The 15,193-nt window shown below is 27.7% G+C and carries 13 protein-coding genes; 11 read left to right on the top strand and 2 right to left on the bottom strand.

Translation table 11 applies throughout. The features are described 5' to 3' along the window. Nucleotides 1-114: 114 nt before the first annotated feature. From ACRDDE_RS07435 to ACRDDE_RS07395, 9 genes are all read left to right on the top strand, one after another. Nucleotides 115-933 (top strand): MerR family transcriptional regulator, encoded by an 819-nt coding sequence (locus ACRDDE_RS07435; protein ID WP_438626663.1) that lies wholly within the window; start codon nt 115-117, stop codon nt 931-933. A gap of 195 nt (nt 934-1,128) precedes the next feature. After that, nucleotides 1,129-3,849, top strand: a complete 2,721-nt coding sequence (locus tag ACRDDE_RS07430; protein WP_438626662.1) for a heavy metal translocating P-type ATPase — start codon at nt 1,129-1,131, stop codon at nt 3,847-3,849. Between the two features lie 214 nt (nt 3,850-4,063). Further along, complete coding sequence (locus ACRDDE_RS07425) at nt 4,064-4,576, top strand: ECF transporter S component (RefSeq protein ID WP_114542809.1); 513 nt, start codon at nt 4,064-4,066, stop codon at nt 4,574-4,576. Between the two features lie 241 nt (nt 4,577-4,817). Beyond that, a complete protein-coding gene (locus tag ACRDDE_RS07420) occupies nt 4,818-6,158 on the top strand; it encodes a Na+/H+ antiporter NhaC family protein (protein WP_438626661.1) in 1,341 nt (446 codons plus the stop codon). A 205-nt stretch (nt 6,159-6,363) separates the two neighbouring features. After that, complete coding sequence (locus tag ACRDDE_RS07415; RefSeq protein ID WP_438626660.1) at nt 6,364-7,950, top strand: ABC transporter substrate-binding protein; 1,587 nt, start codon at nt 6,364-6,366, stop codon at nt 7,948-7,950. 79 nt (nt 7,951-8,029) lie between these two features. Further along, nucleotides 8,030-8,974 (top strand): ABC transporter permease, encoded by a 945-nt coding sequence (locus ACRDDE_RS07410; protein ID WP_438626659.1) that lies wholly within the window; start codon nt 8,030-8,032, stop codon nt 8,972-8,974. 14 nt (nt 8,975-8,988) lie between these two features. Beyond that, nucleotides 8,989-9,834, top strand: a complete 846-nt coding sequence (locus tag ACRDDE_RS07405; protein ID WP_021433423.1) for an ABC transporter permease — start codon at nt 8,989-8,991, stop codon at nt 9,832-9,834. 9 nt (nt 9,835-9,843) lie between these two features. Next, nucleotides 9,844-10,833 (top strand): ABC transporter ATP-binding protein, encoded by a 990-nt coding sequence (locus ACRDDE_RS07400; RefSeq protein ID WP_438626658.1) that lies wholly within the window; start codon nt 9,844-9,846, stop codon nt 10,831-10,833. After that, a complete protein-coding gene (locus ACRDDE_RS07395) occupies nt 10,814-11,770 on the top strand; it encodes an ABC transporter ATP-binding protein (RefSeq protein ID WP_438626657.1) in 957 nt (318 codons plus the stop codon). Before ACRDDE_RS07400 ends, ACRDDE_RS07395 begins: the two co-directional genes overlap by 20 nt. Nucleotides 11,771-11,818: 48 nt before the next feature. Here ACRDDE_RS07395 and ACRDDE_RS07390 read toward each other — a convergent pair whose 3' ends face one another. Together ACRDDE_RS07390 and ACRDDE_RS07385 are read right to left on the bottom strand one after the other, a co-directional pair. Then, nucleotides 11,819-12,280 carry a hypothetical protein gene (locus ACRDDE_RS07390; protein ID WP_438626656.1) on the bottom strand — a complete coding sequence of 154 codons (462 nt, stop codon included), beginning with the start codon at nt 12,278-12,280 and terminating at the stop codon, nt 11,819-11,821. A gap of 178 nt (nt 12,281-12,458) precedes the next feature. Then, complete coding sequence (locus ACRDDE_RS07385; RefSeq protein ID WP_438626655.1) at nt 12,459-13,298, bottom strand: hypothetical protein; 840 nt, start codon at nt 13,296-13,298, stop codon at nt 12,459-12,461. 142 nt (nt 13,299-13,440) lie between these two features. Here ACRDDE_RS07385 and ACRDDE_RS07380 point away from each other — a divergent pair, with 142 nt between their 5' ends. Both ACRDDE_RS07380 and ACRDDE_RS07375 read left to right on the top strand, forming a co-directional pair. Next, on the top strand, nt 13,441-14,118 hold the full coding sequence (locus tag ACRDDE_RS07380) for a response regulator transcription factor (RefSeq protein ID WP_438626654.1): 678 nt from the start codon (nt 13,441-13,443) through the stop codon (nt 14,116-14,118). Further along, on the top strand, nt 14,115-15,128 hold the full coding sequence (locus ACRDDE_RS07375; protein ID WP_438626653.1) for a sensor histidine kinase: 1,014 nt from the start codon (nt 14,115-14,117) through the stop codon (nt 15,126-15,128). Before ACRDDE_RS07380 ends, ACRDDE_RS07375 begins: the two co-directional genes overlap by 4 nt. The last annotated feature ends 65 nt before the right edge of the window (nt 15,129-15,193 follow it).

The following is a 15,193-nucleotide window of genomic DNA, read 5'->3' as shown; positions in this document are numbered from 1 at the left end:
TTATATCAACTAAAATAATTAAAAATGAATTTGTAAAGTTGTTAGAAAATACAAAATTAATAGATTAGATGGATTTAGTGTAACATTATGCTAAAATATAGCAGAGGTGATTGAATGGGAAAATATTTATCTATTGGTCAAATGGCTAAACTAAATAATATATCGGTTCAGACTCTTAGACATTATGAAAAAGTTGAATTGTTAAAACCTTCATACATAAATGAAATTACAGGATATAGGTATTATTCTATGAAAGATTTTAGTACTATAGATTTAATAAAACAATGTAAAGCTATGGGGATGCCACTAGAAGAAATAAAGGAAGTAACACATAACTACACATCTTTAGAATCGATTTTTAATATACTTGGAAATCAAAAACAAATAATTTATGAAAAGATAAAAGAATTAGATAATATCAAAAATAAGATTGAGTCTCTTGAAAATAAGATACAAATTTCACTAGATAAAGGGCTTAACACTGTATTTATTAAATACAATGAAGAAAGAATTTTTAAAACATATCATTGCAAAGATAGATATACTGATGAATTTGAAATTATTTTGAGAAAAGTATTATTAGAAGTAGAAAAAGATTATGAAAATGTAAATGCTGAAATTGCGTTTACAACTTCGTATAGTGATATGAAATTAAATCAGAGTGTAGTTTATAAAAATGTAATGATAAACTTAGGTGAGAATAAAAATTTTATAGATGAAAAAATAATAAAAATACCTAAAGGAAAATACTTAACTATGTACTTTGATGATGCATATAAAGATTCAGGCAAATACTACGATGTAATTATGAAATATATAAAAGATAATAATATTGAAACTATAGGTGATTTTCACGAAATATATATAATGACGAGAGTTGGGATGGATGGAAAAGAAAAGTCACTTGGACAAATCGAAATATTAATGAAATAAAAAAGCTGGTATCTATTAGATTACCAGCTTTTTTATGCTTACATAAAATAATAATTTATAAAAAGATGCGAATAACCTATAAAATTTAGTTAAATATATATAAAATTAAATTTTATGAAAAAAAGTGTTTCAAAATACCCATGGGGGGTATATAATGTTATTATAAACTATTAAATTTAAGGATGGTGAAAACCAATGAGTATAAATACAAACAAAAGTACTTATAAAATAACTGGGATGACATGAGCGGCTTGTGCAAAAGCTGTTGAGAAAGCAGTTAAAAAATTAGATGGGGTAGAAAATCAAAATGTAAACATAGCAACAGAAAAACTGGATATAGAGTATGATCCTAATAAAGTTAAATTTGAGGATCTAAAAGTTGCTATAGAAAAAGCTGGTTATGGTATAAAAGAAGAGGTGAAAAATGCAGAACTGTTTGAAAAAATTGATATAAAAATAGAAGGAATGACATGTCAATCTTGTGCAAAAGCAGTTGAAAGAGGTATAAAAAAACTAGATGGTATTAAATCTGTAAATGTAAATATAGCGACAGAAAAAGCAACAATAGCGTATGATGGATCAAAAGTAAAGTTATCACAAATTAAGGGTGCAATAGAAAAAGCAGGCTATAAAGTTGTAGATGAAGCTAAGCAAATTGATATAAAAATAGAAGGAATGACATGTCAATCTTGTGCAAAAGCAGTTGAAAGAGGTATAAAAAAACTAGATGGTATTAAATCTGTAAATGTAAATATAGCAACAGATAAAGCAACAATACAGTATGATGGATCGAAAGTAAAGTTATCACAAATTAAGGGTGCAATAGAAAAAGCAGGTTATAAAGTTGTAGAAAAAATTAAAGACAATAATATAGATGAAGATAAAATAAGAAAAGAAAAAGAAATAAAGGTTCTTAAAAATAAGCTTATAGTATCAATGATATTTGCAATTCCATTATTATATATAGCTATGGGACCGATGATGCCTAAACCATTTGGCCCATTACCTATACCAGAGTTTATAAACCCTATGCATAATTCACTAAACTATGCATTAGTTCAATTATTATTAGTAATACCTATAATCGGAGCAGGATACAAGTTTTATATAAATGGAACTAAAGCATTAATAACTAAAAGTCCAAACATGGATTCTTTAGTTGCAATAGGTACAGCTTCAGCTCTTATATACAGTATGTATACGACTATACAAATTGCTACAGGAAAAATTGGGCATGTAGGTGGACATGATCATCAATTATATTACGAAAGTGCTGGTATAATAATAGCACTAATATTACTTGGGAAATATCTGGAAACTAGATCTAAAGGAAAAACGTCTGAAGCTATAAAAACTCTTATGGGATTACAGCCAAAGACTGCTATAATAATAAAAAATTCACAGGAGTTAGAAATACCAATTGATGAAGTTGAAGAAGATGACATTATAGTAGTAAAACCAGGAAGTAAGATACCTGTAGATGGTATAGTAATTGAAGGACATACTTTAGTAGATGAATCTATGCTTACAGGAGAAAGTATGCCTGTTGAGAAGAAAGTTGGAGATAAGATAACTGGAGCTAGTATAAATAAAAATGGTAATATAAAATTTAAAGCAGAAAAAGTAGGAAGTGATACTGCTCTTGCTCAAATTATAAAATTAGTTGAAGATGCACAAGGAAGTAAAGCTCCAATAGCAAAATTGGCTGATACTGTTTCAGGGTATTTTGTTCCAACAGTTCTAGCAATAGCTGCAATAAGTGCTCTACTTTGGTTCTTTGTAGGCGGAAAAGATTTAGTATTTTCTTTAACTATTTTTATATCTATTTTAGTTATAGCTTGCCCATGTGCATTAGGACTTGCAACACCAACAGCTATAATGGTTGGAACAGGTAAAGGTGCAGAAAATGGTATATTAATAAAAGGTGGAGTAGCGCTAGAGTCTGCACATAAAATAAATACTATAATATTTGATAAAACAGGAACTATAACAGAAGGAAAGCCTGTTGTAACAGATATTTTAACTACTAATATAGTTAGTGGAAATGAACTTCTTCAATTTGCAGCAAGTGCAGAAAAAGGTTCAGAACATCCACTTGGAGAGGCTATAGTAAAAAAAGGTGAGGAAGAAAAATTAGAAGTTTTAAATGTAACTAACTTTAACTCTATAACAGGGCATGGTATAGAAGTTATAATAGATGAAAAACAAATATTATTAGGAAATAAGAAACTTATGGATGATAAAAATATAAGTACTAGCGAATTGGAAGTATCTTCAGATAAGTTGGCTAGTGAAGGTAAAACTCCTATGTATATTTCTATCGATAATCAATTAGCAGGTATAATAGCTGTTGCTGATATAGTCAAAGAAAATAGCAAAAAAGCAGTAGAAAGATTGCATGAAATGGGAATTCAAGTTGCTATGGTTACTGGAGATAATAAAAAGACAGCAAATGCAATAGCAAATGAAGTTGGTATAGATATTGTTTTAGCTGAAGTATTACCAGAAGATAAGGCAAATGAAGTTAAAAAACTTCAAGAAAAAGGTAATTTTGTAGCTATGGTAGGTGATGGCATTAATGATGCGCCTGCACTAGCTAAAGCTGACATCGGAATTGCAATAGGAAGTGGGACTGATGTTGCTATTGAATCTGCAAATATTGTTTTAATGAAAAGTGACCTTATGGATGTTCCGACAGCTATCAAATTAAGTAAAGAAACAATTAAAAATATTAAGCAAAATTTATTCTGGGCATTTGGGTACAACACTATAGGTATACCTGTAGCAGCAGGAATATTATATTTATTTGGAGGACCGTTACTAAATCCTATGATAGCAGCAGCAGCCATGAGTTTAAGTTCAGTATCTGTAGTTAGTAATGCATTAAGATTAAAAAACTTTAAAGCATATAAATAATAAAAAAAGAATAGCCAAATTAGGCTATTCTTTTTATGCTTAAGTAAATTAAAATTTAATTATGAAAAATTTAGGGTAATAAGTATATATGTATATGATAATCATTGTACCCATACAATCAAAATAATAATTGTATGGGTACAATAATTATTGTATGTTTGAATACGTTTCTTTATAATAAAAGCATAAGAAATTGATTGTGGAGGGATATAATATGCATGAGGATACAAGAAAAACAGTGCTTAAGGGTCTTATGATAGCTTTAGTTTGTATTGCTACTATGGCCATACAAATACCAATACCTGGAACTGATGGATACATTAATATTGGAGATAGCGTGATTTTCATTTCATCAATATTGTTTGGACCTATAACAGGTATGATAGCGGGCGGAATAGGTTCTGCTTTTGCGGACATATTAAGTGGATATGCTCATTGGGCAATATTTACTCTTATAATAAAAGGATTAGAAGGATATTTAGTTGGAATTATAATGAAAAATCATAATACAATTATAAAAAGTGTACTTTCAACAGGAATAGGAACTTTAACAATGGTAATAGGATATTTTATAGCTGGAATAGTATTAAAAGGTAGTGCTATAATTTCCGCAGCTTCTATACCTGCTAACTTAATACAAGGAATAGTAAGTATGGTAATAGCTATTCCGCTTTCATATTCTCTAAGCAAAGTGAAATATGTTAAAATGTTTAAAGCTCATTCTTAGAATAAAAAATATACAAATTAAATAAAAAAGCAAGTGAATAAATGTTAATATTCACTTGCTTTTTTTTACACTTAATGAAATTATAATTACTGAAAAAAGTGTTTAAAATTTAACATAATTGATTTTCTCTATATTTACAAATTAGTACATAGATATTTGCAATTTTACATATTTATACAATTTTCATACAATAGATGTTGGGTTAAGAAGCTTATTCATAATATAAAGGGAGGAAAAAATTATGGAAAATATAGACGATAATAGTCTGAATCAAAAAAGGGGAAGTGCTATAGCATTACTTCCTATAGGTGTATTTTTAATATTATTTTTAGGTAGCGGGATTTTAACTGGAGACTTTTATAAAATGCCAGCATTAACAGCATTTGTAATTGCAGCTGTAGTGGCATTTATAATCAATCCTAAAGAATCTTTAGATAATAAAATGGACGTTTTTTTAAAGAATGCAGGTGATAGCAATATTCTGATAATGATTGTTATATTTTTATTAGCAGGAGCTTTTGGTAGTGTAGCTAAAGCAATGGGAGGTGTGGATTCTACAGTAAATCTAAGCTTAGCAATTTTACCACCAAGTTTATTAGTGCCAGGTTTATTTTTAATGGTATGTTTTATATCTACATCAATGGGAACATCTGTTGGGACTGTATCGGCACTAACACCTATTGCTATAGGAGTATCGCAAAAAACTGGAATACAATTAGAGTTATTAGTAGCAATAATAGTTGGGGGATCTATGGTTGGAGATAGTTTATCAATGATATCTGATACAACTATAGCAGCGGCAAGTACACAAGGTTGTCAGATGAAAGATAAGGTGAAAATGAACTTCTTTGTTATACTTCCAGCAGCACTACTAAGCTTTATAATAATAGCTGTAATGACAGCAGGGACAGCAGCTTCAGCAGAAGCTGGACATTATGAAGTAATAAAAGTTGTACCATATGTTGCAGTGTTAGTTGGAGCTCTAGCTGGAGCGAATGTTTTTGTACTTCTTGCAGGAGGAGTTGTATTTGCAGGAGCTATAGGTATTTTTACAGGAACATTAGATATGTGGCAATTTATAGATGCTGTATCTAAAGGTATGGCTGGAATGCAAGAGTTATGTATATTAGTAGTAATAGTAGGTGGGGTAATAGGGCTAATAAAACACAATGGGGGTATAGATTTTATACTTAATTTTGTAACAAGTAAGATAAAAAGCCCAACTGGAGCTAAATTTGGAATAGCTTTAATTGCTAGTATAATAGATTTATGTACAGCAAACAACACTATAACTATAATAACAGCAGGACCATTAGCTAAGGATATTGGGAAAAAGTATGGTCTTGATCCAAGAAAACTTGCAAGTATATTAGATTTATTTTCATCATGTTGGCAAGGTATGATTCCTTACGGAGCTCAAATATTAACGGCTGTAGGAATTGCTGGAGTTTCATCTATAGGAGTTATTAAATTTTTATATTATCCAATACTTCTATTAATATTTGCAAGTATCTCTTTAGTAGTAGAGTTTCCTAAATTAAGCTTTAAAAAAGAAGCTAACAAAGAAAGTAGAGCTAGTTAAAATTAAAAAAATAAAAAAGGACTTATTTAAGTCCTTTTTTGTTTTTTACTAAAAATTGTCTTAAATACCTTATTTAATGTAATTGTTTTTATCTATATATGAATAGCAAGAAATAGAAAATAACAATTTTACATATTTATACAATTTTCATACAATAGACCTGGGACTAATATCTAATATTTATACAATTTCAAGGGGGATTAAAATGAAAATTGCAAAACGATTAATATCGCTAGGACTAATCAGTACGATGTTGTTTACTGTAGGATGTTCATCTAAAGGTTCTGAAAGCAAAGATTCAGGGAAAACAAACAGTGCTTCAAGTGGTAAATCTATAACTTTAGTAGCAGGAGGAAATCCACAAACAACAAATCCATTGTATGCTAACGATAGAGCATCAATGACGCTTATGAATGCTATTTATTCACCATTATATGTTATTGAAGGTGAGAAGAAAACGTTCTATTTAGCTGAAAAAGTTGATGTATCAGATGATTATTTAACTTATAAGGTTAAATTAAGAGATAATTTAAAGTGGCATGATGGAAAGCCTATAACTACAGACGATATTATATATACATATGATGCTATTATGGATAAAAATCAAAATTCAATAAGAAGAGCAGATTTTTTAGTAAATGGAGAACCTGTTGAATTCAAAAAAATAGATGATCAAAACTTTGAAGTTAAATTACCATCAGTTTTAATGTCATTTGAAGATACATTAAGTTCTTTAAGACCTATACCAAAGCATATATTTGAAGGAGAAAAAGATATAGCTAAGAGTGAAAAAAATAATTCACCAATAGGTTCTGGACCATATAAAATAAAAGAAGTAAAATCTGGAGAAAGCATCTTACTAGATAAGAATAAAGATTATTTCTTGGGAGATCCAAATTTAGATACTGTAGCATATAGAATAATTTCAGATAGAAATTCAGCTGCTATGGCGCTTCAAAATGGAGAAGTTCAAGCAAACTATGTTAAACCAGACCAAGTTGAAACTGTATCAAAAAATAAAAATTTAGATGTGAAAATGTTTGATGAGGGAATGGTAGACAATTTAGTTTTATGTGAAGAAAATAAAGATTTAGCTAAAAAAGAAGTGAGACAAGCTATAGCTTATGCAATAAATAAAGATCAAATAATGACATCAGCTTACGGATCAGACAAATACGCTAAAAAAGCTTATTCATTATTTGCACCAAATACATTATATTATACAGATGATGTTGAAAAATATGATTATAACAAAGATAAAGCTAAAGAATTATTAAAATCTGCAGGAGCTGAAAACTTAAAATTAAGATTGGGATATACTAATGGGGATAAAACTTTAGAATCAATAGCACTAGTAATACAAAATAACTTAAAAGAAATAGGAATAACAGTTGATTTAGTTCCTTTAGAAAGAAGTGCATTCTTAGGACAATTATTTACAGAGGATTTATCTACTAGAACATTTGATATGGCTATAAATGGGTATGTTATGGGGAATGAACCAGCAGGATATGCATCTATATTTACAAATGAAGAGTCAAATAATGTACAAGGTTATTCAAATGAAGAAGTAAATAAACTATTTAAAGAAGCATCTATAGAGACAGATAGTGCAAAAAGAGAAGAACTATATAAAAAAATTCAACAAAAAATAGTTGAAGATGTTTCATTATATCCGATAGCATACCCTAAATCTATGGTTGCTATAGATAAACAATACACAGGAGTAGATGAAGCTAAATTAGTTCCAATATATATGTTCCAAGATTTATCTAAATTAAATAAGAAGTAGTGAAAATGATATATAAATTTTAGAGCTGTTTCATAATAGAAACAGCTCTTTTCAAGTAAGCTTAGATTGGGGTGACAGTATGAAAGAAAAAATTATAAAAAGACTTTTAAATATGATACCGATGTTATTTTTTATAACTATAATATCATTTATATTAATGCATTTAGCACCAGGTGACCCACTACAGGCATATATATCGCCAGATATGAATGTAGAAGATATAGAAAGGATTAGAGAAAGTTTAGGACTTAATGACCCAATAATAGTTCAATATTTTAAATGGCTATTTAATACTATACAAGGTAATTTAGGATACTCAATGGTTAATAGTAAGCCTGTATTAGATCTTATATTAGAAAGATTAGGGCCAACTATTTTACTTTCTGGAAGTGCATTAATAATATCTATTATGATATCAATACCAGTAGGACTTATATCAGGTTATAAGAAAAATTCAATAATAGATAAGGTGTTAAATGTAGTTTCATATGTTGGAATTTCTATACCTAGTTTTTGGTTTGCTATGATGCTAATATATGTTTTTTCAATAAAATTAAATATATTTCCTAGTGTAGGTATGAGAACTATTGGAGTAGATACAACTTTAGATTTAATAAATCATTTAATTTTACCCGTTACAGTTTTAAGTTTTTATAATTTATCAGTGTATATAAGATACATTCGTTCAAGTACTATAGAACAATTAAAACAAGATTATGTCACTACTCAATATGCATATGGAGCTAGCACGAAAGATATACTTTTTAAACATGTACTAAAAAATACTTTATTGCCTGTGATAACTATATTTGGAATGTCACTTCCTAGTATTTTTACAGGGGCCTTTATAACAGAAACTATCTTTGGATGGCCAGGAATGGGACAATTAGGAGTAAATGCAATTTTTGGATATGACTACCCAGTAGTTATGGGAATAACGTTATTTTCATCTGCAATGCTTATAATCGGGAACTTGATAGCCGACATACTATATGCAATGGTAGATCCTAGAATTAAATCATAAGAGAGGGTAGTAAAATGAATGATAGAGTAATTAAAAACTTAAAGATAAATTTAAAACAAAATAAGCTAGCAATACTAGCCATTGCAATTATTGTGATTTTTACAATCGCTTCAGTTTTTGCATTTTTATCACCTTATGACCCTAACCAGATAGATCCGATTAATAGGCTTTTAAGACCGAGCCTAACACATTTATTTGGAACAGATGATGTAGGTAGAGACTATTTTACTAGATCCCTTTATGGTGGAAGAATATCACTTATGGTAGGATTTATGGCAATGATAATATCTACATTGGTAGGAACTATTATAGGGGCTATAAGTGGATACTTTGGAGGTAAAATAGATGATTTTATAATGAGAAGTATAGATATTCTTATGTGTATTCCAACATTTTTCTTAATTTTGGTTATAAATTCTTATTTAGGGGCATCAGTTAAAAACTTAATACTTATAATTGGATTTTTAGGATGGATGTCAATTGCTAGAATTGTAAGGGGAGAGACACTATCGGTAAAAGAAAGAGAATATGTATTATATGCAAAAGCGTCGGGACAAAGCTCTTTTAAAATAATAACTAAGCATATAATTCCAAGTATACTACCAACTATAATTGTTTCAGCTACTATAAATATAGCAACTGCAATACTATTAGAATCATCATTAAGTTTCTTAGGTGTTGGAGTAACTCAGCCAAATGCATCATGGGGAAGCATGTTGAAAGATGCTCAAAGTTATTTGATGGATGCGCCTTACTTAGCATTTTTCCCAGGTATGTTTATATTATTGACCGTACTTAGTTTTAATTTAATTGGAGATGTGTTAAGAAATGTATTTGATCCAAAAGCAAATGACAGGTAGGTGAGAAATGTGGAAAAAATATTAGAAGTCAAAAACTTGAAAACTTCTTTCTTTACACAAGAAGGAGAAGTTGAAGCAGTTAGGGATGTTAGCTTTGATGTATTTAAAGGAGAAACTGTTGGAATTGTTGGTGAAAGTGGAAGTGGAAAAAGTATAACATCAAAATCAATAATGAGAATTATAGAGAAACCAGGAAAAATAAAAGATGGCGAAATACTTTTTGAAGAAATAGATTTATTAAAATTAAGTACTAGAGATATGAGGAAAATAAGAGGCAATAAAATATCTATGATATTTCAAGATTCTATGACTGCCCTAAATCCGCTTATAACAGTTGGAAATCAGATACAAGAAATTATAATTAGGCATCAACATTTAGATAAAAATGAAGCTAGAAAAAAATCTATTGAAATTTTAAGAAAAGTAGGAATACCATCACCTGAAGATAGAGTAAATAGGTATCCACATGAGTTTAGTGGTGGAATGAGACAAAGGGTGTGTATAGCTATGGCTATAAGTTCTAATCCCAAACTTTTAATAGCTGATGAGCCAACAACAGCATTAGATGTTACTATACAAGCTCAAATACTAAATCTTTTAAAAGATTTAAATAAAGATAAAGATAGCTCTATAATGCTAATAACACATGATTTGGGAGTAGTTTACAATACTTGTGATAGAGTAGTTGTTATGTATGGCGGTAGAATAATGGAGATAGGGACGGTAGATGAGATTTTTGAAAATCCAAAGCACCCATATACCATAGGATTGTTAAAATCAATTCCAAGAGGGGTGAACACTAAAAAAGAAAGATTAACATCTATAGAGGGTACACCTCCAAATTTACTAAAACCTCCTAAGGGATGTCCATTTTATGATAGATGTAATGAAAAAATGGACATGTGTATTGAAAGACCTGAAACAAAACTAATTAATGAAAATCATAAAGTAGACTGTTGGAAATATTCAGGAGGAAAAAATGAATTTAATAGAAGTTAAAAATTTAAAAAAATATTTTATTCAAAAAAGTGGTTTAATAAAAAAAGATGTAAAGGAAGTTAAGGCTGTAGATGATGTTAGTTTTTATATAAAAAAAGGTGAAACGTTAGGATTGGTTGGAGAAAGTGGTTGTGGGAAATCTACATTAGGAAGAACTTTAATAAGATTATATGATGTTACAGAGGGTGAAATTTTATTTGATGGAGAAAATATATCTAAAAAAAATGAAAAGCATTTAAAAGAATTTAGAAAACGAACACAAACAATTTTTCAGGATCCATATGCATCTTTAAATCCTAATATGAATGTAATGGAAATCATTTGTGAACCATTAGATATACATACGAATTATTCTAAGAGTGAGAAAAAAGATATTGTATATAATCTGCTTGAAAAAGTTGGACTAAAAAAAGAGCATGCAAACAGATATCCACATGAGTTTAGTGGAGGACAAAGACAGCGTATTGGAATTGCTAGAGCACTTTCAGTGAAGCCGGATTTTATATTTTGTGATGAACCTATATCAGCATTAGATGTTTCAGTACAAGCTCAAGTTATCAATTTACTCGAAGATTTGCAAGAAGAGTTAGGTATAACTTACTTATTTATAGCACATGATTTATCTATGGTAAAACATATATCTGATAGAGTTGGAGTTATGTATCTAGGTAAGATAGTAGAAATCGGAAGTAGTGAAGATATATATAATAATCCTAGACATCCATACACAAAAGCTTTATTAAGTAGTATTCCAATTATTGGAGAAAAAACAAAAAGCGAAGTTTTAGATGGAGATGTACCGAGCCCTATAAATCCACCTTCTGGCTGTAGGTTTAGAACTAGGTGCAAGTATAAAACTTTGATTTGTGAACAAAAGGAACCGATTATGATTAAAACAGATGGTGAGCATTTTGTTGCGTGTCATAATATAGATTAAATATAAAAAAGCAGGTAAATAGTATTTACCTGCTTTTTTATATTTAATCTATATTTCAAACTCTTTAGGCCTTATAAATTTTAAAACAAAATTTTTACTATGACCAACTATCCATATACATAACAATGTTATAAAAAAGGCTATACCTAACTCAAATATATCTATCATAGAAAAACTCATTCTCATAAATATCATATAAGAAGTAATCATAAAAACTATGTAATTTATACTAAATAGTAAATCTACTAATTTTTCAGACCAACCATCTAAATATAATTTTCGCGATTTAAAAAGCTTACAGCCCATATTTTTCATTTCTGAGAAAATAGAATAAAATGAATAAATTATTACTGAAACTAAAAAAACACTTATACTATATGGAATTTTGTATATAAAGCTTACTCCCCCTGAACAAGCTAAAATGAACAAACATAGCATAACCTTTTTAAATAAATATTTAATAAACATAAATCCTAATATACATGCTATTAAAATCAATATTAATTCCAAAATATCAACCCTTTCTAAACTTTAAAATACGAAATATCATTATATATTATTTTCTATATTATAACAATTACTCACCTTTTTATTCTTATGGAAATTATACTTTATCCTGAATTATGGATAAATATAATTTATAACTGATAAACTTGAGCAACGGATCTGCTTTTTAAGATCGTTGGCGTCATGAACAAAGTGAATTTTTTATAATATTTATCAAAAATGATACAAAAAGTGTTAATAATGAAAAAATTAAACCTACAGTTAAAAATAAAAAAACATAAACATTAAACTTAAATATCAAAATGTTTTTAAAAAAGTTAGCTTGATTAAATACATTGATAAAAAGAGTAAATATAAAAACAGTAATAAAACACACTACAAAACCTTTAAAGCTTCCTTTTAAATCAGCTAAACTTAAACTCATATGTGTAGCTATGGAATATATGAAAAATAGCATAATTAAGTGTTTAAAATCAGCTAAATATTTTAGTGATAACATACTCTTTAATATTAATAAAGTATCATTAATTAAAAGATTAAAAACTTTTAAATAGTCAGTTGACTCAAGGTATTTAATATATAAATCAATGTGTATATTATTTGTAAGGATTTGGTATGTATCATTAGAAAATAAAATTAAAAGTATCCATATAGACAAAGTACCGAAAAGCATGGGAGCAATGCCTATAAAGAAATTCCCAATTTGTTGATATAGGTTACTAGAATTATAAGTATGTTTTACATATCCTAAGACTCCATCTTCCTTATATTTAAGTGGTCTAAACAATTCAACTTTAACTATTTTATGGTTAAATATAAACGCCATTAGCATATGGCTTAACTCATGAACTACAGTTCCTATAAAACCAGTAAATACTATAAAGTTTATTCCAAGTGAGTTTTGTATGAGTTCATTATTTTTAGATTCAATTAAGTTTAATAAAATACCAAACACTATAAAAACTCCTAAAATACTAGCTAAATTTAAAAAGCTTTCTATAAACGTATTAAAAATAATCATATTATTACCTCATTTTATTTTAAGTAAATTTTATTACAATATATTATCATAACTATGAATATTATATCAAATTATGAAATTTTAAAGTGTGCTATAATATATAATTGGCAAAATATATATTATGTTTTAAAAGGAGGGTATTATGATTGACATTTTTTTAGTAGAAGATGACAAAGCATTAAGTAGAGAAATTCATATGTGTTTAAGTAAATGGGGATATAGGACACATGAAGCAAAAAATTTGGATAATATAGCAGAAGAAGTTATAGCAATAAATCCTAAGTTGGTATTGATGGATATAAATTTACCATTTTATGATGGATTTTACTGGTGCAATAAAATAAGAAATATATTAAAAGTACCGATAATATTTATTTCATCTAGGGATAACGATATGGATATTGTTATGTCTATAAATATGGGAGCCGATGACTATATAATAAAACCTTTCTCAACTCAGGTATTAGTTGCAAAAGTACAAGCTATATTAAGAAGAACATACTCATACAACAATTCCTTAAAATCTGATATTGTAAAATATAAAGATGTAATTTTAAATATTTTAGAAAGTAAGATTTATTTTAATGATCAGTTTGTTGAACTTAGTAAAAATGAGTTTAAAATAATTAATATATTAATGAACAATCAAGGAAGTATAGTTAGTAGAGATACAATAATAGAAGAATTATGGGATAGCGAAGAGTTTATAAGTGAAAATACTTTAACTGTAAATATAAATAGGCTTAGAAAAACTTTAGAGAATATAGGTTTGAGTGATTTTATAGTTACTAAAAAAGGTCAGGGGTATTATATACAATGAATTTAAAAAGTTATATAAAACAAGTTAAACTATCTATATACTTAGTTATATTTATAGTGGTTATAGTTAATATAAATATAATTGCAGATCTTAGATTAGAAAAGGTTTTGAATAGTTTAATTTATATAGATACGATGATTTTAACTGTATGTATTGCTTTTTTTATATTAGGATATCGTTTATACATAAAAAACTATAAAAGCTTATTTGAATATATAAATAATAATAAAACACGAGAATTTAAAAATAATAAATTAAAAGAAGTTATAGATAACAAATTATTAGAAAATGAAAATACAGTAGAAAGTTTGAAAAAAGAAATTGAAGAAATAAATGACTATATGACTAAATGGATACATGAGATTAAAATTCCTATTGCTGTTTTAGAAATTATTAGTCAAAGAGTAAAAGAGCTAGAAAACAAATATTTTGGTAATTATGAGTTACACAAACAAATAAATATTGAACTTAAACGAATTGACAATTTAGTTCAACAAGCTCTATATATTAGTAAAAGTGGAGATTACAGTTCCAACTTTTTAATAGAGGAAATAAATTTAGAAAAAATAGTAAAAGAAATTATAAAAAAAAATAAATATTTATTTATATACAATAAGATAGAGTTAAGAATAGGAAATTTAAATTATAACGTGTTAAGTGATAAAAAATGGTTAATGCACATAATTGAACAAATAATAAATAATTCATGTAAATATATTAAAGAAGATGGTGTTGTAGAAATTTACTTACAAAATTCAGAAATTGGAATAGAACTTCACATTAAGGATAATGGAATTGGTATAAAAACAGAGGATATAAATAGAGTATTTGATAAAGGTTATGTAGGCAAACATAACGAAATAACCAAATCTACAGGAATGGGATTATATATATCAAAAAAAATATTAAATAAATTAAGCCATGATATAAGTATAGAATCAAAGGAAAATGAATTTTGTAATGTATGTATAACATTCTATAAATTATCAGATTACTTCAATGTTACATAAGTGTAATATTAAGCCTCTGAACTGTAATGTAGATGGATAGATTACAAGGTAATTAGCTTATACAA

The organism is Paraclostridium sp., from assembly GCF_051656405.1.
Lineage (GTDB): Bacteria > Bacillota > Clostridia > Peptostreptococcales > Peptostreptococcaceae > Paraclostridium.
This window is presented reverse-complemented; position numbering and strand designations above follow the sequence as displayed.

What these genes read in the sequence shown, in the direction of transcription:
- ACRDDE_RS07435 (WP_438626663.1), top strand. Translation starts at nt 115, where the DNA reads ATGGGAAAATATTTATCTATTGGTCAAATGGCTAAACTAAATAATATA.
- ACRDDE_RS07425 (WP_114542809.1), top strand. Translation starts at nt 4,064, where the DNA reads ATGCATGAGGATACAAGAAAAACAGTGCTTAAGGGTCTTATGATAGCT.
- ACRDDE_RS07420 (WP_438626661.1), top strand. Translation starts at nt 4,818, where the DNA reads ATGGAAAATATAGACGATAATAGTCTGAATCAAAAAAGGGGAAGTGCT.
- ACRDDE_RS07415 (WP_438626660.1), top strand. Translation starts at nt 6,364, where the DNA reads ATGAAAATTGCAAAACGATTAATATCGCTAGGACTAATCAGTACGATG.
- ACRDDE_RS07410 (WP_438626659.1), top strand. Translation starts at nt 8,030, where the DNA reads ATGAAAGAAAAAATTATAAAAAGACTTTTAAATATGATACCGATGTTA.
- ACRDDE_RS07405 (WP_021433423.1), top strand. Translation starts at nt 8,989, where the DNA reads ATGAATGATAGAGTAATTAAAAACTTAAAGATAAATTTAAAACAAAAT.
- ACRDDE_RS07395 (WP_438626657.1), top strand. Translation starts at nt 10,814, where the DNA reads ATGAATTTAATAGAAGTTAAAAATTTAAAAAAATATTTTATTCAAAAA.
- ACRDDE_RS07385 (WP_438626655.1), bottom strand. Translation starts at nt 13,298, where the DNA reads ATGATTATTTTTAATACGTTTATAGAAAGCTTTTTAAATTTAGCTAGT.
- ACRDDE_RS07380 (WP_438626654.1), top strand. Translation starts at nt 13,441, where the DNA reads ATGATTGACATTTTTTTAGTAGAAGATGACAAAGCATTAAGTAGAGAA.
- ACRDDE_RS07375 (WP_438626653.1), top strand. Translation starts at nt 14,115, where the DNA reads ATGAATTTAAAAAGTTATATAAAACAAGTTAAACTATCTATATACTTA.